The organism is Pseudoalteromonas sp. BZB3 (assembly GCF_040104455.1).
Taxonomy (GTDB): Bacteria; Pseudomonadota; Gammaproteobacteria; order Enterobacterales; family Alteromonadaceae; genus Pseudoalteromonas.
In genome coordinates this window covers 16,537-36,110 of record NZ_JBECOS010000020.1, presented here as the reverse complement: position 1 = coordinate 36,110, position 19,574 = coordinate 16,537, and the positions used below count along the sequence as shown (strand labels likewise).

Below are 19,574 nucleotides of genomic sequence, written 5' to 3'. Positions count from 1 at the left end.
AAATAATAAATAATTAAGGCAAATATTATGTCAGAACATGTTCGAGTGGGTGTCGCAGTTGTCATTATTCGTGATGGTAAAATTCTACTCGGTGAACGTATTGGGTCGCATGGCGCAAATACGTGGGCCACACCAGGTGGTCATTTAGAAATGGGCGAAGAAATAGCGGCTTGTGCAATCAGAGAGACGCTAGAAGAGACAGGCTTGAAGGTTTCTGGAGTCAGTCAGTTGGGCTTTTCTAACGATGTATTTAATCCGCTAAATAAACATTATGTAACCTTGTATGTGGTGGCAAATGGTGTAGAAGGTGAGCCTGAAATCATGGAGCCAAATAAGTGTCTAGGTTGGCAATGGTTCGCCTTAGATGAACTGCCAAAACCGCTGTTCTTGTCATTAGAAAATTTTTTAAAGCAGGATAAGTTACAGGCGTTAATTGAAAAGAGATAAGTAAAAGTAGGGTGAATATATTTTTAATTCAGAGCTTTTTCATTGAAAACTTTTCATTTAAAGAATAGCTTGCTCCAGAAACGATAAAAGGGCCATAAAGGCCCTTTGGTGAAGTATCGTTCAAGTTAGTGTGGTTACTTTAACCCCTTAAAGCAACCAACCAATTGTTTTGCAAATTTTAGGGAAATCTCGTTAAGTTTCTAAGCTAGCGAGAGGAAAAACCCTGCAATTGCGGCGCTCATTAGGTTAGCCATTGACCCTGCTAAAACCGCCCTGAGCCCTAAGCGTGCGATATCCTTTCTTCGACTCGGCGCCATACCGCCAAGTCCGCCTAGTAAGATTGCAATCGATGAAAGGTTAGCAAATCCACATAACGCAAATGTGACAATTGCTTGTGTATGAGCACTTAACCCTTCTCGATAATTCATAAAGTCTAGATAAGCAACGAATTCGTTAACTACTAGCTTTTGTCCGATAAAACTACCGGCCGTTACAGCTTCGCTCCAAGGTACACCAAGTAACCATGCAACTGGTGCGAATACGTAACCTAAAATCTCTTGTAATGTTAGGGTCGGATGGTCAAACCAAGCACCGATTCCGCCTAACAAACCATTTAATAATGCAATTAAAGCTACAAAAGCAAGTAACATTGCACCTACGTTGAGTGCTAAATGCATACCGCTTGACGCACCAGATGCAGCTGCATCGATCACATTTACTGGTTTCTCTTCATCAGACATTACATCTGATAAATTCTGTTTAGGTGTTTCTGTCTCCGGCACGATCATTTTTGCCATTAAGAAACCACCAGGCGCAGCCATAAAGCTGGCAGCAATTAAATATTTAAGCTCAACACCAATTGCAACGTAACCTGCCATAACAGAACCAGCTACGGTAGCAAGGCCACCTACCATCACAGCAAATAACTCTGACTTCGTCATGCTTGGAATAAACGGTTTTACAATTAAAGGTGCTTCCGTTTGTCCCACAAAGATATTAGCTGTTGCAGAAAGCGACTCCGGACGAGACGTTTTAAGCAATTTTTGTAAGCCACCACCTAAAATTTTAATGACCCATGTCATGATGCCTAGGTGGTAAAGCACTGCGACTAGCGCAGAGAAAAATACGATGACCGGTAATACTTGGATCGCAAAAATAAAACCAATATTACTGTCACTTTTTGCCAGAGAGCCGAATAAAAACTCGATACCGTCTCCTGCATAACCAATTACTGCTGATACTTTGCTTGATAATTGGTCAAGTATGTTTCTGCCAGCTTCTACAAATAGTACAAAACCACCTATAAAAAGCTGTAGTGCAAACGCCACCCCAACAGTACGCAAATTAATAGCTTTGCGATTCGTTGACGCTGCAAATGCAATACCCAGTAGGGCCATCATGCCCACTAGGCTCATTATTGTTGTCATGGTAAATTCCCGTTTTTATTCTTGTAGCAAATATTTTATCTTGCTTTTGATTATATCAATCGCCACGCGATTCATGCCACCGCGTGTAACCACTAAATCAGCTGAATGTTTAGATGGTTCTATAAATTGATAGAACATGGGTCTTACCGTTGCTTGATACTGCTCCACAACAGATTGTAGTGTTCGGCCTCGCTGCTCGATGTCACGCTGCGTACGACGCAGTAAACAAATATCAAGAGGCGTATCAATAAATACTTTTATATCAAACTCTTTACATAACTCAGGGTCGCTGAGTAATAAAATGCCTTCAACAATTAATATTTTTGCAGGGTTAACCTGACGAGTTTCCTTACTACGAGTATGTTGCGCATAATCGTAACTTGGTACTTCTACAGACTGACCAGATCTTAATTGCTCTAAATGCGATTTAAGAAGCTCATGTTCAAATGCATCCGGATGGTCATAGTTTGTTTGTGTTCTATGCTCAAACGGTAAATGCGATTGATCTTTGTAATAGGCATCTTCTTCGATGATGGCAATAGAACCATCTTCTAGCTCATTTACAAGCTCGTTATAAATAGTTTGCGTAAAAAGAGATTTGCCAGATGCAGATGCACCAGCAATAGCTATAATTGTTCGTGTCACTAAAGTTCACACCCAACTGTTGATTCACTCGGAAGATCACAATAGCAAAAAAGACACGAATAATCTCTTTTGCTTCGCTTAGGGAGCAAATTTAGCGATTTTGATATTTATGCGACAGGACTTATGTCCGCTTGCTAAAAACAGGACTTTTATGACATTTTCGTGACAATTGGCGTCTAGTTTTAAAAGCGGACTTATGTCCTGTACGCTGTTGTTAACCAACTATTAAAGTATCCAACACTGATTCGGAGGCAATTATTTATTCTCCAGATTGGCATAAGTTAAGAGGTAAATTATGGCAAGAGCAATTATCCTGATGGCAGACAGCTTAGGCGTAGGTGCCGCTCCAGATGCTGAACAATTTGGAGACTTAGGAGCAAATACCCTTGCGCACCTTTTAGCTGCATATAAAGAAGATAAAGGAGAAGCACTCCCTTTACCTAACTTAACTAAACTTGGTTTAGTTGACGCTTGCGAAGCAGCGGGTAAAGAAGCGTGTGAAGTGGCAGAACGCTCAGCGCCAAAGGCAGCTTGGGGTTATGCAAAAGAGCTTTCAAGTGGTAAAGATACGCCATCTGGCCATTGGGAAATGGCGGGTGTACCTGTGTTATTTGATTGGGGGTATTTCCCTAATACACAACCATGCTTCCCTGAAGAATTTGTTGCTGAATTGTGCAAACGCGCCGAAATTCCAGGAATTTTAGGCAACTGTTACGGTTCAGGTACCGTTATTTTAGAGCAACTGGGTGAAGAGCATGTAAAAACGGGCATGCCAATTTGTTATACCTCAGTTGATAGTGTGTTCCAAATAGCCGCACACGAGCAATCATTCGGCCTTGACAAGCTTTATCAAGTATGTGAAATCGCACGGGCACTGCTTGATGATATGAACATAGGACGAGTGATTGCGCGGCCATTTATAGGCACTTCGAGTGCCGACTTTATTCGTACAGGTAATCGTAGAGATTACTCTGTGCTACCTCCTGCACCAACATTATTAGATAAGTTGTCGCAAGATGGTGGTGAAGTGATCAGTATTGGTAAAATTTCTGATATTTATGCCCACCAAGGCATTACCCAGAAGCATAAAGCGCCAGGTTTGATGAATTTACTAGAGAAAACCTCTGAAATCATCGACAGCGCCCCTGATCACAGTTTGATTTTCACAAACCTTGTGGATTTTGACGAAAAATTTGGTCACAGACGTAATGCAGTAGGTTATGCCGAAGCGCTAAAGCAATTCGATGATTTCCTACCAACGATACTTAATAAATTACAAAAAGATGATTTATTAATTATTACGGCAGATCACGGCTGCGATCCAACAGCACCAGGTACAGATCATACACGTGAATATGTACCGGTACTGGCTTATACACCGGGGATTGACAATATCGCACTCGGCGAACGACAAAGTTTTGCTGACATAGGTCAAACCCTTGCCCAGTGGTTTAATTTATCAACACTTGACTACGGCGACAGCTTTGCTGACGACCTGATCAAGGCGTAAGAAGGAAAAGAGAATGAGTACTCCTCATATCAATGCGAACAATGGTGATTTTGCTGAAACGGTATTAATGCCCGGTGACCCTTTACGCGCAAAATATATTGCAGAAAACTTCCTTGAAGACGCTCGCCAAGTTACAGGTGTTCGTAACATGTTTGGTTTTACAGGCACATACAATGGTAAACCTGTAAGCATCATGGGTTCGGGTATGGGCATTCCATCAATGTCAATTTATGCCCGTGAGCTAGTTGTTAGCTACGGTGTTAAGAACCTTATCCGTATCGGTACATGTGGTGGTATTAGCCAAGACATTAAAATCCGTGATGTTATTTTTGCACAGGGTGCAAGTACAGATTCAAATGTAAACCGTGCACGTGTTCGTGGTTATGACTATGCAGCGATTGCTGATTTCGGTCTACTAGAAAACGGTGTTAATGCGGCACGTAAACTAGGTATCGAAGCGAAAGTTGGTAACGTATTTACTACGGATACATTCTACCAAGCTGATGGTTCTTTCTATGAAGAATTAGACAAGCTAGGTGTATTAGCCGTTGATATGGAAACTGCAGGCATGTATGGCGTTGCAGCTGAATATGGTGCAAAAGCAATGGCATTATTCACAGTAAGTGATCATGTGATCACAGGTGAAGCAACACCGGCTGAAGAAAGACAAAGTACATTTAACGAAATGGTTAAGATTGCTTTAGAGTCAATCTAACGATTTCATAAAGAGTTTTAAGTTGTTATTTGCTCGTTGGGTTTTGAGCAAGAAAGTTCCTTGGTAACGTAATCGCTGATTTTTGGAGACACGCCCAAAATGAAAGCGAATCACACCCCAAAAGGCCGCACTGAATAGTGTGGCTTTTTTTTGCCTAAAATTTGTGAACTGCTGAGATTTTTGACATATCGGTGCTATCTGCCACAGTTATAGAGTGTGAAATAAACAGAGCTATTATATGTCTCAATGGGTTAGTGGAAAAATCACGGAAGTAAACTGGTGGACGCCAACACTTTTTACCATCAAAGTTGCTGCAGATGTCGCTCCTTTTCAAGCTGGCCAGTTTACTAAGTTAGCGATGACAATTGGTGATAAGCGAATTGCTCGAGCTTACTCATATGTTAATGCACCGAAAGATCCTGTACTTGAGTTTTACCTGACAGAGGTTGAGGGCGGTAAGTTGACATCAGGTCTTGTTGATCTTTCAGTCGGTGACAGTATTGAAGTCGAAGCGAAAGCAAACGGCTTTTTAACTATTGAAGAGTCACCTAAGCGCGAGATTCTTTGGATGATAGCGTCAGGCACAGGCATCGGGCCTTTTTTGTCAATTTTGGCAGATGGCAAGATATGGGACAAATATAAGCAAATTGTCCTTATCCATAGCGTTAGGTTTAATACAGATTTAACCTATCAAGACTTTATAAATGCACACCAAAAGCTGTTTAAGCAATTTACTTACTTACCCCTCGTGACGCGAGAAATGCCAGAGAAGGGGTTACAAGGTAGAATCACAGATCTAATTCAAAGCAATGAAATAGCGAAGTATTTCAATCAAGAACGTTTACCTGAAGATTCTCATTTTATGATTTGTGGAAATCCAGACATGGTAAAAGACTTGGCGCAACTTCTTCAAACGCTCGGTTATTCAAGGCACCGACGTTCTGAACCTGGTCATATATCAGTCGAACAATACTGGTAAGCTATGAAAAAAGACTGAGATTTGATAAGGTGCTCAGGTTTATGCTGTATTTTTATTAGGTACTTATGAGATTTTTTAGTTTTATCACTTTGTTCTTTTTTTCATTTGCAATTAATGCAAATCCAGCCTTTGAAGAAAAGGCGGCTGCACTAAGTAATATTAAAACAGCAGAAGAAAAAGTAGCTGAAAAAGTAATAGATGCGTTAATTGTTGCCTATAATCAACAAAACATTAAATCTTTCTTGGCTTTATATGCTGATGATGTAGAGTTCTACATGTACCCACAAAAACTCATGTTTACGGGTAAAGAAGATTTAATCAAACGTTATGGTTTGATGTTTAAGAAAATGAAATGCTTAAATGCAAAATCGCTTAAACGAATTGTGCATGGCAGTATTGTTATTGATCATGAAAGCTCAGAAATTTGCACCCAGCAAGCAGGTGTAGTTGATAAGCGCTCTGAGTTTGTAACTAGCTACCAGATTGAAAAAGGAAAAATCAAAAAGGTGGTCTTTTTTAGGTAAGTAAAATGAGCAAAGACATGAGGATCCAACTTCTTTACCGTGTTGAACCCGGTTGTTTGGGTCCTGATGGTATCGATTACATCGAAGAGTTTTGTCAATTCGCAGTGAAGAAAATACCGCCTCCTAATTATGCTATTCTTTCTTTTGTTCCAAGATATGACAAGCTACTCGATGAAAAAGAGTACTCTTTATTGAATCGCAAACTTACTCAAGGACAAGTCGATAGCTATTTTCAAAAAATAGAAAAGCCGCTAGAAGAGTTTGAATCTCAAGTTGATGAGTTAATCGCATTCGCGGTTGATGCATTTTTTGATAGGTGAGTCTCTATTACTTGCCTTGAGGAATAAATGAAACTTTTTCTTTATTTAGCCTTACTTTTTAGTATTAAGGTATCATCGTCAGAAACTCTCCATGTCGTGACTGAAGAGTGGTTACCCTATAACTACACCAATGCTGAAGGGCAGCTTGTTGGCCGCTCTACAGACAAAGTGAGAGCTGTTTTATCTGATGCTGGTGTTGAATATAAAATAACAAGCTATCCATGGTTACGCTCTATGCATTTGGCTAAGACACAAGCCAATACCATGATCTATTCAATTTATCGAACGCCCGAACGAGAAAAACTATTTCAATGGGTTTGCCCGCTAATGGCTCCAGTGAAAGAGTATTTATTTGCGTTAAAAACAAGAAATGATATTCAGCTCAACTCTCTTGATGATGCGAAGCAATATGTGATTTCTATCGTGCGTGGTAGCGTAAGTGAAGGGTATCTGACAGACGCAGGTTTTAAGCCTGGGTTAAATTTAGATCTCACTTCAGATCCTAGTTCATCACCTAGAAAGTTACTTGGTGGAAGAGTAGATCTGATTTTACATACTGAATACACGGCCTCAGAAAGGATGAAAGAGCTCGGGTATGATTACTCTATGCTCAGAAAAGTCATCGAGGTAAAAGAAATAGATAATCGCCGAGCTTGCATGGCATTTAGTCTTAAAACTGATAAAGCCTTAGTGAAGCGCGTTCAATTAGCGCTTGATAAATATAACAAACTTCATGGCGAGAGTTGAAAACAATGATTTTGCCCATACATAAAGCGTTATAAACTAATTGCGAGTGATAAATTATGAATCCAATTATTGCCATTCTTAAAGAAAATAATATTGCTGATGAACAGATTAACCAACTATTTGAAGCACTAACAGACAACCCACTTATGGCGATGGGGATTGTGCAACAACTAGGTATCCCTCAAGAAAAGCTTCAGCAGTTAATGGGCTTAGTCATGCAAAATCCAGGTTTGATTAAAGAGGCTGTGGAAGAGTTAGGTCTAGATTTTGCAAAAGTTCAAGCTGCAAAAGAAAAGCTGACTAACCAGCAATAAAGCTTTATGAGCGGGACTTGTCCCGCTTATATAAATTAAACGTTTACTTTATATAAATTAAGCTCTCTCTCAGACTTCAGTATCTTTTCAACTCTTTCCTTATTTTCCTCTTGTGCTTCAATGTACATTGCAAGTGCGTCTTCTTCATCCTTGAGCATATCTTGGCATGATACATAATGAGAAACTTGCTCGATGCCAATTAATCCGCAAACCCAGATACTAAAGAGCACAACAACTACTCCGCCAATCACAAATAGACCGGTAGAAAGATTAGTCATAGAAGCTGCAATAAATGTTGAAATGACGACTAGCAGAGCAAATAATGATTCAGCTTTAATGAGGTGAGCGACCTTGTTTGTCAGCCAGATGTGCCAAGGATGTGGTTCGTGGTTACACAGGTGAGTAATGTCTTCAACGTAGGCAATTCCTTTTACTTTATCTTCAATGTTTCTGAAGGTTTTGTAGTTTTGACTGGTAATTAAATAGTACAGCATGGTATTGGCCTCGCGTGAGTTGGTACAAGTCATTACGCTGAGAACAGTGAAGCGATCGCTCTGAAGGGCCTTTAATTGAAGTATTTGGTCAACATTAAGAACTATAGTTTTATGATTTGTAAATAATATAGTACAAAAAGCGGTCAATTGGTGGGCGCTGCGTGACTTAAGCCACGCAACTTGATGTTAGCAAAATTGCTGGATGAGTTTGGTTTGCTGCTCGATTTGGCTTAACAGCTCTTGGCTTAAGTTATGAGAATGCTGACCATGTTGCCCACCTAAGTCGGCCAGTTCACTTACGCTCTCAACATTGAGGTTGATTTGTTTAATGACCACGGACTGCTGTTATAATGTGGCTGCAACCGAACGGTTAAGATCAGCCAGTTCGGTAACATGGGACTGAATCGTCGATAGGCTTTCACCATTCTTACTTGCAAGCTCCACACTGGTGTTAGACAAAAGGTTTCCTTGGTCCATCGAGCTAACAGCACTTTGTGATACATCGTTCAGCTCTTGGACTAGCTGGGTTATCTCTTCTGTTGATGCTTGAGTCTTTTGAGCCAAGGCCCTTACTTCATCAGCGACAACAGAAAAACCTCTGCCATGATCGCCGGCTCTTGCTGCTTCAATCGCGGCATTTAATGCCAGCAAGTTAGTTTGTTCAGCAATTGAATTGATGACATTCAAAATGCCATGGATTTTCTCATTACCAGCAACCAATCTAGATACGGCTTGGTTAACTTCAGCTAAATGCTCATCTAAATGATGTATGGCATCAATGACTTTATCTACAGAAGATTTACCATCTTGAGTGTGTTGCTCTGAAGCCATTGCAGCGCGTGAGGCTCGTTCTACATTCGTATTCAACTCTTCGATGGTGACGGTGAAGTCTTGCATGCATTGCACCATTTGCTGAACTTCATTATTTTGTTTTCTTAATAGCTCTGAGACTTGTTGCCCACTTTGAGTATTTTTTTGTGCATTTACATTTACCCTAAGAGACTCATCATTGACCCGTCCAACAACCGCTCTGACTTTGGCTTGTTGCATTTTTATTGCTAAATATAATGAAACAACGGCATCGTTATGCCCTGAATACAAGAATGACATAAGTGGGTTATCATACGCTTCTTTGGCCTCTTTGAGGGTATAACGCTTACGCCATCTCAATTGCATGTATGAAGTTAACATAAGCAAAATAGCGAGCGCCAAAATGGCAGTTGAAAAGATGAAGGCCAATGTCATAAAAGCAATAGCGCTTGATGCAACCAAACCATAGCTTATCCATTTGGTGCTATCGTAATAACGGTTGGCAACTTGCCCGGCTTGTATTTTTTTGTATGCGCGATCAGCACGCTTTTTAACTTTGCGTCTAGATGGGTTCTGACAGATTGATACTCAATGATCTTACCCTGCTCATTTTTTATGGGCGTCACAAAGGCATTCACCCAATAAAATCGGCCATCTTTACTTTTGTTTTTAACTGGGCCCATCCAAGAGTTACCACCTTGAATTGTGTCCCACATATTGGCAAAAGCTGCTTTAGGCATATCATTGTGGCGCTCCAAGTTGTTTGGCTGACCATACATTTCTGTGGTGCTAAAACCAGAGACATCACAAAAAGCCTCATTAGCATAGGTGATCCTGCTACTGGGATCTGTGGTTGAAAGTAGAATGGTTTCTTTTGTTAGTGTTATTTCTTGAGTGTGTCGTGAACTCATACTGGCATTCCATCCTGTTAATGCAAGACGGGCAATATAGTCAAATAAGGTTGATTTATAAACAAAATAATCTAGGTGACTGACTTAATTTAGCGCTGATTTGATGAAGATCAGAGGAGTTAATTAATCTTGGGTGTGTTTATCTTTGAGGTATGAATTTTGTTCAAATCAAAGGCTTTCAATACGCGAAATGAGTTACGAAGCATAATGATTTATGTGAGTGACGAATGACAAAGTAGTGGAAGCCTTTGGTTGAACTCTTCGAGCAGCGCGAGTTGAATATTTATTCGGCGTTATCGGCTGACTTACATAGAATAACTATGCTATGCAGCCTCTGCCTTGCCTAAACATCCAACTCACAGCTGCAAAAACACACAGCAAAGGTCAACACACCCAATACTCCCTTATTGTTGTGTTAAATCAATTAGATTGTTTTAGTTTTGTGCAGTTTCAGTTGCTTGCATTCGTTTCGTTAACTTAGCTTTTATATCTGGCCATTGATCGTCAGTGATACTGAAAATGGCTGTATTTCTGAAATTACCGCCAGGTAGTTTTCGCTGTTTGTATGCTAACCCCTCAAACCTGGCACCAAGACGTGAAATAGCATTTCTTGAGATCTTATTTTTCTCATGAGTACATAAGGTGACTCTCACTAAGTTTAAATCCTCAAAGGCATGGCTGAGTAGTAGATACTTTGCATGGGTATTTACATAGGTTTTTTGTGCTGACTTAGCAATGAATGTATGACCAATTTCAGCACTATGATTGTGTGTATCAAGTCGAAATAACCGTGTAGTGCCAACGACAGTACCGTAGGCTTTATCTATGATTGCCATGACAATTTGTTCATTCTGGTTAAATTGTGCGGTGTTTTTAAACCACAAAGCTAACTTTTCTTTGCTCTCACAATAATTGTTAAACACCCATTGCCAAATATCAGGGTGGTTGCCTGCTTTAAAGAGGGCATCTAGATGATTTTCAGTTAATGGCGTGAGCTTAACTTTCTCGGTCTCTAATGAAATAGGTTTTAACATCTTCGTAATTCCTTATCGTCGCAATGATCTCTAAGGACAAGTTAGCTGTTATTAGGTCTAACAAATACAACCAGAGCGGAACAAACTACTAGACCAGTGTTAATATTTTTTTATTATTGAGTTAATAAGTGAATTACGATTTAATGACAGTGCGTTGAGAAGATTAAGGATTGATATGACCCGCCTACTATTATTGTGTTTTTGTATGCTTTGGCACAGTGCTAGCGTAGCCGAAATAGACAACTCAACGATAACCATAGCCATACAAGATGATATAAAACAGCAGTACATTGAGTTTTTAGACAATAGAAACATATTAGACGTACACGACTACAGCAGTTTAAAAGCTTCTCGCGATGTTGTTGAACATGCTTTACTTGTTAAAGCAATTCGCCTTGGCGGATTTAAATTACCAATTAACTATATTCAAGTTGATCATCCGCCACGTAGAATTAAATTGATGAAGCAAGGGGCAATCCATTTAAGTGCGACTCCGCTTTGGTTAAATGAGATTAAACAGTTTGAGCAGAAATTGCATATTAGCAGCGCCGTGTTAGAAGCGGGTCGTGCAGAAGCTGGGTTATATACGCATAGCGACAATGTTGATGTGCTGTCAGTTAAGCAACCCGCTGAATTAGTTAAGCTAATCGCAGTTTCAAATCAAAATTGGCAGCATGACTGGCAAATACTTAAGCAATTAGACTTTAATGGCATGTATCACACTGGTAAGTACACGACCATGTTAGATATGCTCTATAAAAAACGAGCTGATGTGATGCTAGGACCTTTTCACAATTCTGATGATTTGAGCTTTAAACATAATGGCCAAACTTATGTACCGATCAAAAACTTAAAAGTCATTATGCCTGATAGTCGTCATTTTCCGGTGGCGCGTTTCACCGCTCAAAGTCAGCCTTTGATAAAGGCACTTGAAAAAGGGCTATCAATTTTAAAAGAAAGGGGTGAAATTGAAAAAGCGTATCGCCAGTCAGGATATGTAAATGATAAAGTGAGTAGTTGGCAAATTATTAATACTCCTGCCAAGCTATAGTTAATTCGACATTTACACAGCAAGAAGAGGTTCAGGCATATTTTATACTCTTTTATGATGATTCAGTTTTTCAGTAAGACAGAGCCATGCAACCTTTAGAGATTATTTTTAGTGATGGCAAAGCCAAATATGTGCAAATTATTGACGTATACCGCAATGCAATTCAGTCAGGTTCATTGTTACCTGGTACAGTGCTTCCGTCAGCCAGAGCTCTTTCTTTTTATTACCAAGTAAATCGTCACACTGTGATGAACGCTTTACAAGGCTTAGTGGCTGAAGGGTGGCTGACTTCTATACAAAGAAGTGGCTATGTTGTAAGTGAACATTTACCAATTGATGCCAGTGAAAAATATACTAAACGAAGAAGTGTAAAACCATTTGAGTATAATTTTTCGATGCCCTTACAACAGACAAGTGAAGTCGACCTTTCTGCTTTTGACTATATTTTTGCCGGTGGCTTGCCTGATCTATCAGCTTTTCCAAAACAGAAATTTAAACAATCTTTGAGTATGGCCGCGAGGCAATTCAACGCCCATGACATGCATTATTCAGAGAGTACAGGATTACCCTCACTAAAGCACCAAATTTTAAGATACCTCGGTCAGGCAAGAGCACTAAATGTTGATGATTTACTTATCTGTAATGGCTCACAAGAAGCTTTATATTTGGTTGCTAAAGGGTTTATCAATCAAGGTGACTTTGTTGCGATTGAGACCTTAGGCTACCCGCCTGCAAGACAGGCATTCGAAAGTTGTGGTGCTGCACTAGTCGATATTGCACAAGATGAGCAGGGGATATGTGTTGATGACTTAGAAACCCAGTTTAAATTTAGAAAAATCAAGCTACTATATCTAACACCATTACATCAATACCCGACTACAGTGACATTGCCAATAGCTAGACGTCTGGAGATTTACCGGTTGTGCTATCAATATGGTGTGCTGATCATTGAAGACGATTATGATCATGAATTTCACTATCAGTGTCGGCCTCTTCAGCCAATGGCGGCAGATGATCCCGCGGGTATTGTGATTTATATATCGACCTTTTCTAAAATAATGTGTGCTGGAGCGAGACTCGGCTATTTACATGCTGCCAAACCTGTTCTAGCGTATTTAAAAGGGTTAAAAAAGCTCATTAATCATAAGAATGACGTCTTTACTCAACTGGCGGTCGCGCACTGGATGGAGACAGGAGAGTTTGAACGTCACTTAAAGCGTATGACCAAATCATATAAAGCGCGATGGCAAGCAATGAATAGCACCCTTAATGCTTTAAAAGCGCAGGGCCTAAACCTTTCATTTATCAAGCCTGATGGTGGTATGGCATTCTGGCTAAACTGCCATCAAGATGTGGTTGCGTTAAAATTAAGAGCAAGAGAAAAGGGAATTTATTTTCAGTCGGAAGAAGAGTTTTATCACCCTAATTCAGTCCGTTCTTTAAAACCAAATGATGGCGAGGTAAGTCATATTCGCTTAGGGTTTGCTTCACAAACAGTTGAGCAAGCAGAAGCCGGAATATACAAAATCTTTTCAGAGCAATTATAATTCACTCAGTGTTTAGGTTATGGATCGCCAACACTGCACTTTTAATGTCTTTTAAGTCTGCTTGCATGGTTTTTTTAAGTTGTTCTGTCATGAATCGTGACATGAGCTTTGCCATTATTTTTGCAAACAAGCTTTGCGGAACACCAGTAAAACCCATAATAAGTTCACATTGATTTTTTCCTTCGACAATTTTCATCTCAGAGTAATAATCGCAACCATGATTTTGTGCTTTGGTCTTATAAAATACATTGGTTTGTGACTCTGTGATCCACATTGTCTCTGCGGCATCTTTACCAAAAATGGCTCTGGTTTCTTGCCATTTTAGGCCTTTTAGTCCCTCTTTAGGTTGCTCAATAATCACTAGGCTTTTTATGGCAGAAATATGCTGGTGGGCATGACGTATATCGCTAATGACGCGCCATACTTGCTCTTTTTTTGCTGGAATAATAATAGACTGTTGAACGTTCATGAAGTTCTATGCTTTATCTTTTTTATAAAGCATAGATTTAGATTGTCGATTTTTCACGTTACAAAAGAGTTATCTTTAATGCGAGAATATCACTTTGCTTTAGCTGATGTTTTGTGACGAATAAGTTGGTATTTATCGCCATGCAGGCGCAGTTCATATAGTTTGTCGTATTCATCTTCTTCAATGTTCACTCGATGCCCTGAAAGCAGCTTCACAAGTTGAGGTGTTGTATTACTGTGACCTAAAACAACGGCTACACCATTTAATAACTTTAACTCACCTGCAAATTGTACTAATTCTCTTGGGTTATAGCTTTGGATTTTTAGCAATGTAGCTTTTGCCAGTGGCGCGATGGTTTGTTGAGTTCGGTTGTAATCAGTACTGAACAGCTGTGTTGGTTTGGCTGACTGAAGTTGTTTGGCAATGTTATTGGCTCTGAGTTTTCCTTTATCTGTTAATGACGGATCACTCCCACTGGCTTTTTCACTGTGGCGTAATAAAAAGATTTGCTCTGGTTGTGCCATAAGTTGACTCGAAAAGAGCAATGCGATAACCGCTAATAAACTGAACTTCATTTTTATACTCCTTAATCTCAGTTTAGATACCGTTGTTATTTTCTTAGATTAACAGTCTATTACTTCATTTCAATGACTTAAGCATTTTTATCATTGCGTGAGTGACTTATACCAATCCTCAAAATAGATCACTTAATTAAGAGGAGAGGTATTAGTTAAAAAGTGTCCGATGCGGACACTTTTATAGTCCGCGGACAAGCGTACAAGAACCTAGAAACTGGTAACTGCATGATAATATTGGGTTTTAAAGTTTGGCACAGTCTTGGTATCTATTTAGACATAATAGGCTCAGGAGCAAGACAATGATTTTAACGACCGCTTTTTTTGTATCACCCCTTCTGATGTTGTTGATGTCATTACTTATCAGCTGCACCGAGCAATTTTTGAATCAATAAGGAATAAGTATGATCAGAGATACCAGTGGCCAAGATCAAATGGTCCAATATAAGCCCAAAAGAATAAAACCTGTACTGTTGATTGCTGGTGTACTGTCGCTTGTTACTTGGGCAGGTTACGCCATGATGAATACCGATAATGTCAGCCAGTCTGTTGATAAAGCCCAGCTACAAATTGCGACGGTCATTAAAGGTGACCTAGTCAGAGATATCGCTACAACAGGTAAAATAGTTGCTGCTAATGCACCAAAAGCTTACAGCCCAGAGCAAGGCTTTGTCACCTTGCAAGTGAAAGCAGGTGACAGTGTAGAGAAGGGGCAGGTGATCGCAGAGGTAGAAAGTCCGGAGCTGAATAACAGTTTAAAGCAACAAGAATCAGAGCTTGCCAGACTACAAGGCGAACTTGCCAGAAGTGAGCTAGAAGCAAGGCGCCAGACTTTAACACTTAATAAAACATTAGACATGGCGCAAGTAGAACTCAGTGCCGCTGAGCGTGAAAACCGAAGAGCAAAATTATCAATAGAGAAAAGCCTGATCAGTCAAATTGATTTAGAAAAAGCCGTCGATGATTTAGCCAAAGCTAAGCTGACGTTTAAACATGCGCAGCAAGAGGTTGAGCTCGCCAAAGATACCTTGGCGTTTGAGTTACAATCATCGCAAAGCCAAGTTGCTAGACAGCAACTGGTGGTTGATGAACTTCAAAGAAAAGTCAGCAACTTAAATGTAAAAGCCAGTGTATCCGGCATCGTTGGTAACTTGCTGGTGCAACCTAGAGCCATGGTGACTAAAAACCAAGCCTTACTCACTTTAGTCGATTTGTCCGCTTTTGAAGCAGAATTACAAGTACCAGAGAGCTATGCCAATGATTTAGGGATCGGCATGCAAGTAGAGCTGAAAATGGGCACTGAGCTAGTTAAAGGTACGTTGTCAGCCATTTCGCCAGAGGTGAATAACCGTGAAGTAACCACGCGTGTGCGCTTTAACCAAAGTGATATTAGCAATATACGTCAAAACCAGCGTTTATCAGGGCGTATCTTATTAGAAAACCGCAGCGATGTATTAATGGTAAAGCGTGGAGCATTTATGAATGCGGGTGGCTACGTGGCTTACAAGCTTAATGGCGAACGTGCAGAACGCATCGAAATCAACACCGGTGTCACCAGTATTAACCATGTGGAAGTGTTAAGTGGACTTGCACAAGGCGATGAAATCATCATTTCAAATTACGACACATTTAAAAATGTCGATGCCGTATTGTTGAGATAAGTACTTCTTAGATAAGTATCGTTGAAATAACAACAAGCACATTTAGGCATCATCAACAGAATATAGACCGAATTAAAAAGGAAAGAATAATGTTAAAAATGAATAATATCAGCAAGATGTACCAAACAGAGATGGTTCAAACACATGCTTTACGTGGCTTTAATTTAAATGTTGAAGAAGGTGAATTTATTGCTGTAACTGGCCCGTCGGGTTCAGGTAAAACCACCTTTTTGAATATTGCAGGTATGTTAGAACCCTTCACTGGTGGCGAATACTTATTGGATGGCATTGATGTTGGCAAACTGAATGACAATCAACGTGCGGACTTACGTAACCAAAAGATTGGTTTTATCTTCCAGGGCTTTAACCTCATTCCAGATTTAAACTTGTACGAAAACGTTGAAGTGCCTTTACGTTATCGCGGGATCAAAGCGGCTGAGCGCAAGCGCAGAATAGAGCAGTGTTTGGAGCAAGTGGGGCTAGCTAGCCGTGCTAAGCATTTGCCTCAGCAACTCTCTGGTGGTCAACAACAGCGTGTTGCCATTGCACGTGCGTTGGCTGGTGAACCTCGCTTTTTATTGGCCGATGAACCAACAGGTAATCTAGATAGCTTAATGGCACGTCAAGTCATGGAGCTGCTTGAACAAATTAACCGAGATGGCGCCACCATAATCATGGTAACGCACGACGCGGAGTTAGCTCGTCGTGCACCGCGCAATATTCAGGTAGTAGACGGCCAACTTGCTGATTTTACGCTATATCAGGGTAATCCAAATATGGCAGTAGGAGCTTAATATGTTCAGTCATTATATAGATTTAAGTTGGCGGAGCTTTAAACGCACGCCATTAGTAAGCCTGTTAATGGTAATTGCCATAGGAGTTGGTATTGGCATTACAATGACCAGCTTGTCGGTTTACCACATGATGTCGATGGACCCTATTCCTGAAAAGAGTGACAAACTGTTTGCGGTACAACTGCAAAGCATGGATGAAGGAGAAAGCTGGTGGTCACCTGACAGCATGCCATACCAGTTAACTTATCGTGATACTGAAAATTTATTAAACGCGGATTTACCATTTAAACGCGCAGCTTTGATGAAAACCGGTTTTTCGGTGCACTTAAACTCAGATAAAGTGAAACCATTTTTAGAGCAAACACGCGTGGCGTCAAGAGATGCATTTGATATGTTTAATCTGTCATTCATCAATGGCGGCGTGTGGAGCAAAGAGCAGGAAAGTAGTGCAGCTCCAGTCGCTGTAATCTCTCAAAGCATTAGCAAAAAATTATTCGGTACGAGTAATAGTGTAGGGGAAACCTTTTATCTTGATGATTTAAGTGTGCGTGTTGTCGGGGTGATCGAAGACTGGAAGTTACACATAAAATATTTCGACCTAAACAATGGCTCTTTCAACAAACCAGAGCATATTTTTATTCCGTTCTCATTGATCAAAGCGAATGAAATAGACACTTGGGGAAACACCAATGGTTGGAAACATGAACCTGTAAAAGTCTTTAACGACAAGCTGCAATCAGAAAAATTTTGGTTACAGTTTTGGGTAGAGTTAAACAATGCCTCTGAGAAACGTGTTTTTGAAGCGTATTTAGAAAACTATATTGCTGAAGAAAAGAAAGCTGGACGTTTTACGCGTGAAAAAGCCGAATATAAGCTTAGAGATGTAAATCAATGGATCAGTTACTGGGAGGTGGTGAACGAAGATAACAAGATTATGGTTGCACTGAGCTTTATGTTTTTGGCGGTATGTTTAGCTAACATTCTTGGTCTTTTACTGGCGAAATTCTTACGCCGAGCGCCAGAAGTGGGCGTGCGACGAGCACTTGGCGCAAGTAAGAAACAAGTGTTTTTCCAGCACATTGTTGAAGTTGGTATGTTGGGACTTTTTGGTGGTGTTATCGGCATTATTGTGGCGCAAGTTGGTTTATTTGGTATACGTCAAAGCCTGAGTTATTACGATGCACTCGCGAATATGGACATTTCAATGCTGATGACCGCGCCGTTAATCGCCATTTCAGCGTGTATTATCGCCGGTCTTTACCCCGCTTGGTTAGTATGTAACACCACACCAGCTACTTATCTTAAAACCCAATAGGAGCCTGACATGTTAGAAATTAAACCTATTTTCAATGCCTTGTTGCGCTCCAAAGTGGGGGCAGTGTTGTTGCTAATACAAATAGCGATTACAACAGCCATTGTTAGCAATGCAGCTTTTATCATTAAAGATAGACTCGATTATTTAAACCAGCCAACGGGGTATGAAGAAGAAAATATTTTTAAGTTTAACGTAATGACCTTTGGCACTGACGTTGATTTAATCCAACAGATAGATTTAGATGAGCAGATGCTCAGAGCCATGCCGGGTGTTGTTGATGCTGTTCAGATCAGTGCTGTGCCACTGTCGGGGGGAGGTTCGTCAACGGGTTTTAGATTAAAACCCGTACCAGAAAAGTCAAAATCGGTGAACGCCAGTTACTTTGAAACAGACGAGCACGGTTTAAACACCTTAGGTGTTAACTTAATTGCTGGTCGCAACTTTACTGAAGATGAAGTTGTGTTGAATCGAGACTATAGCAAATTCCCTAAAGTGGCGTTGGCAACTAAAGCATTGATGGACGATCTGTATCCCGGTGAGGATGGATTAGGCAAAGTGATTTATATGGGCGACCAGCCTTTAACAATTGTCGGTATTATCGGCATGATGAAAGGCCCTTGGCTGAAACTTGAAAACCGTAAAGATAAATCAGTATTACTACCGACAGTGAGCCCAGGTAAGCTTCATCAGTTTTTAGTTCGTACAGAGCCAGGACGCCGCGCCGAGGTGATGAAGCAAATTGAAAGTGCGATGCATTCAAATTACGCAAAGCGCGTTATTCAAGATTTAACCGGGCTGGATGTAAAAAAAGCAGATTATGTTGCCGAAGACCGATTAATGATGCGTATGCTAGTGATATTAATCAGTGTACTAGTATTAGTTACAGCCTTGGGTATTTTTGGCCTTACCTTGTTTAATATTAATAAGCGCACAAAGCAAATCGGTACAAGGCGCGCGCTGGGGGCTCGCAAATCAGCGATTATCAGTTACTTTGTGGTCGAAAACAGCCTAATCTGTGTAGCTGGTTTAGTACTAGGGGTATGTGGTGCAGTGTTACTCGGTCAACAGCTTATGGCACATTACTCAGTCCCTGCGTTATCAAACTGGTATGTTGCAATCACAGCCGTTGCAGTTTTTGTGATCAGTTTATTAGCGGTGATTGGGCCAGCACGGCGTGCGGCTAATATCGATCCAAGTATTGCAACAAGAACAATTTAACTTCTAAATACTCAATCTATTAGTTCGTGCTACACTCAAGCCTTTGGTGTAGCACGAATAATAAAAC

General features: G+C 40.3%; 23 protein-coding genes. 14 read left to right on the top strand and 9 right to left on the bottom strand.

What is annotated here, in order from left to right:
* Positions 1 to 27: 27 nt before the first annotated feature.
* Positions 28 to 447, top strand: coding sequence for an NUDIX hydrolase (locus tag ABMY35_RS20345; protein WP_349287894.1), 420 nt, complete (start codon positions 28 to 30; stop codon positions 445 to 447).
* A 200-nt stretch (positions 448 to 647) separates the two neighbouring features.
* Here ABMY35_RS20345 and ABMY35_RS20340 read toward each other — a convergent pair whose 3' ends face one another.
* Both ABMY35_RS20340 and udk read right to left on the bottom strand, forming a co-directional pair.
* Positions 648 to 1,874 (bottom strand): NupC/NupG family nucleoside CNT transporter, encoded by a 1,227-nt coding sequence (locus ABMY35_RS20340; RefSeq protein ID WP_349287893.1) that lies wholly within the window; start codon positions 1,872 to 1,874, stop codon positions 648 to 650.
* A gap of 15 nt (positions 1,875 to 1,889) precedes the next feature.
* On the bottom strand, positions 1,890 to 2,519 hold the full coding sequence (gene udk / locus ABMY35_RS20335) for a uridine kinase (RefSeq protein ID WP_058032252.1): 630 nt from the start codon (positions 2,517 to 2,519) through the stop codon (positions 1,890 to 1,892).
* A 295-nt stretch (positions 2,520 to 2,814) separates the two neighbouring features.
* Between udk and ABMY35_RS20330 the strand changes: the two genes are divergently transcribed.
* The 7 genes from ABMY35_RS20330 to ABMY35_RS20300 all read left to right on the top strand — a co-directional run bounded on the left by ABMY35_RS20330 (position 2,815) and on the right by ABMY35_RS20300 (position 7,628).
* Complete coding sequence (locus ABMY35_RS20330; protein ID WP_349287892.1) at positions 2,815 to 4,029, top strand: phosphopentomutase; 1,215 nt, start codon at positions 2,815 to 2,817, stop codon at positions 4,027 to 4,029.
* 13 nt (positions 4,030 to 4,042) lie between these two features.
* A complete protein-coding gene (gene deoD / locus ABMY35_RS20325) occupies positions 4,043 to 4,744 on the top strand; it encodes a purine-nucleoside phosphorylase (RefSeq protein ID WP_138632942.1) in 702 nt (233 codons plus the stop codon).
* A 238-nt stretch (positions 4,745 to 4,982) separates the two neighbouring features.
* Entirely contained in the window at positions 4,983 to 5,723 is a 741-nt protein-coding gene (locus ABMY35_RS20320; protein ID WP_349287891.1) for a ferredoxin--NADP reductase, read from the top strand.
* 65 nt (positions 5,724 to 5,788) lie between these two features.
* On the top strand, positions 5,789 to 6,247 hold the full coding sequence (locus ABMY35_RS20315) for a nuclear transport factor 2 family protein (RefSeq protein WP_349287890.1): 459 nt from the start codon (positions 5,789 to 5,791) through the stop codon (positions 6,245 to 6,247).
* Positions 6,248 to 6,252: 5 nt separating this feature from the next.
* Positions 6,253 to 6,567, top strand: a complete 315-nt coding sequence (locus tag ABMY35_RS20310) for a hypothetical protein (RefSeq protein ID WP_349287889.1) — start codon at positions 6,253 to 6,255, stop codon at positions 6,565 to 6,567.
* Between the two features lie 27 nt (positions 6,568 to 6,594).
* Positions 6,595 to 7,314: a transporter substrate-binding domain-containing protein gene (locus tag ABMY35_RS20305; protein ID WP_349287888.1), complete on the top strand. Its 720-nt coding sequence runs from the start codon at positions 6,595 to 6,597 to the stop codon at positions 7,312 to 7,314.
* A 56-nt stretch (positions 7,315 to 7,370) separates the two neighbouring features.
* Positions 7,371 to 7,628, top strand: coding sequence for a DUF2999 family protein (locus tag ABMY35_RS20300; protein ID WP_349287887.1), 258 nt, complete (start codon positions 7,371 to 7,373; stop codon positions 7,626 to 7,628).
* A 35-nt stretch (positions 7,629 to 7,663) separates the two neighbouring features.
* Here ABMY35_RS20300 and ABMY35_RS20295 read toward each other — a convergent pair whose 3' ends face one another.
* The 5 genes from ABMY35_RS20295 to ABMY35_RS20275 form a co-directional block, all read right to left on the bottom strand.
* Positions 7,664 to 8,122, bottom strand: coding sequence for a hypothetical protein (locus tag ABMY35_RS20295; RefSeq protein WP_349287886.1), 459 nt, complete (start codon positions 8,120 to 8,122; stop codon positions 7,664 to 7,666).
* Between the two features lie 186 nt (positions 8,123 to 8,308).
* Positions 8,309 to 8,458, bottom strand: coding sequence for a hypothetical protein (locus ABMY35_RS20290; RefSeq protein WP_349287885.1), 150 nt, complete (start codon positions 8,456 to 8,458; stop codon positions 8,309 to 8,311).
* A gap of 9 nt (positions 8,459 to 8,467) precedes the next feature.
* Positions 8,468 to 9,394, bottom strand: a complete 927-nt coding sequence (locus ABMY35_RS20285; protein ID WP_349287884.1) for a methyl-accepting chemotaxis protein — start codon at positions 9,392 to 9,394, stop codon at positions 8,468 to 8,470.
* A gap of 8 nt (positions 9,395 to 9,402) precedes the next feature.
* Positions 9,403 to 9,843 (bottom strand): PAS domain-containing protein, encoded by a 441-nt coding sequence (locus ABMY35_RS20280; RefSeq protein ID WP_349287883.1) that lies wholly within the window; start codon positions 9,841 to 9,843, stop codon positions 9,403 to 9,405.
* Between the two features lie 434 nt (positions 9,844 to 10,277).
* Complete coding sequence (locus tag ABMY35_RS20275) at positions 10,278 to 10,877, bottom strand: GNAT family protein (RefSeq protein ID WP_349287882.1); 600 nt, start codon at positions 10,875 to 10,877, stop codon at positions 10,278 to 10,280.
* A 175-nt stretch (positions 10,878 to 11,052) separates the two neighbouring features.
* On the opposite strand from ABMY35_RS20275, the gene ABMY35_RS20270 reads away from it, so the two are divergent.
* Together ABMY35_RS20270 and ABMY35_RS20265 are read left to right on the top strand one after the other, a co-directional pair.
* Positions 11,053 to 11,928: a hypothetical protein gene (locus tag ABMY35_RS20270; RefSeq protein ID WP_349287881.1), complete on the top strand. Its 876-nt coding sequence runs from the start codon at positions 11,053 to 11,055 to the stop codon at positions 11,926 to 11,928.
* An 86-nt stretch (positions 11,929 to 12,014) separates the two neighbouring features.
* A complete protein-coding gene (locus tag ABMY35_RS20265; protein WP_349287880.1) occupies positions 12,015 to 13,475 on the top strand; it encodes a PLP-dependent aminotransferase family protein in 1,461 nt (486 codons plus the stop codon).
* A 1-nt stretch (position 13,476) separates the two neighbouring features.
* On the opposite strand, the gene ABMY35_RS20260 is transcribed toward ABMY35_RS20265, so the two are convergent.
* The gene (locus tag ABMY35_RS20260) at positions 13,477 to 13,944 is read right to left on the bottom strand and encodes an SRPBCC family protein (protein WP_349287879.1); all 468 of its coding nucleotides are present in this window, start codon (positions 13,942 to 13,944) and stop codon (positions 13,477 to 13,479) included.
* Positions 13,945 to 14,033: 89 nt separating this feature from the next.
* Entirely contained in the window at positions 14,034 to 14,519 is a 486-nt protein-coding gene (locus tag ABMY35_RS20255) for a histidine phosphatase family protein (protein WP_349287878.1), read from the bottom strand.
* A 404-nt stretch (positions 14,520 to 14,923) separates the two neighbouring features.
* Here ABMY35_RS20255 and ABMY35_RS20250 point away from each other — a divergent pair, with 404 nt between their 5' ends.
* The 4 genes from ABMY35_RS20250 to ABMY35_RS20235 all read left to right on the top strand — a co-directional run bounded on the left by ABMY35_RS20250 (position 14,924) and on the right by ABMY35_RS20235 (position 19,507).
* Complete coding sequence (locus tag ABMY35_RS20250) at positions 14,924 to 16,180, top strand: HlyD family efflux transporter periplasmic adaptor subunit (RefSeq protein WP_349287877.1); 1,257 nt, start codon at positions 14,924 to 14,926, stop codon at positions 16,178 to 16,180.
* Between the two features lie 89 nt (positions 16,181 to 16,269).
* A complete protein-coding gene (locus tag ABMY35_RS20245) occupies positions 16,270 to 16,974 on the top strand; it encodes an ABC transporter ATP-binding protein (protein WP_349287876.1) in 705 nt (234 codons plus the stop codon).
* Between the two features lies 1 nt (position 16,975).
* A complete protein-coding gene (locus tag ABMY35_RS20240; protein ID WP_138481305.1) occupies positions 16,976 to 18,289 on the top strand; it encodes an ABC transporter permease in 1,314 nt (437 codons plus the stop codon).
* 9 nt (positions 18,290 to 18,298) lie between these two features.
* Positions 18,299 to 19,507 (top strand): FtsX-like permease family protein, encoded by a 1,209-nt coding sequence (locus ABMY35_RS20235; RefSeq protein ID WP_349287875.1) that lies wholly within the window; start codon positions 18,299 to 18,301, stop codon positions 19,505 to 19,507.
* Positions 19,508 to 19,574: the final 67 nt, after the last annotated feature.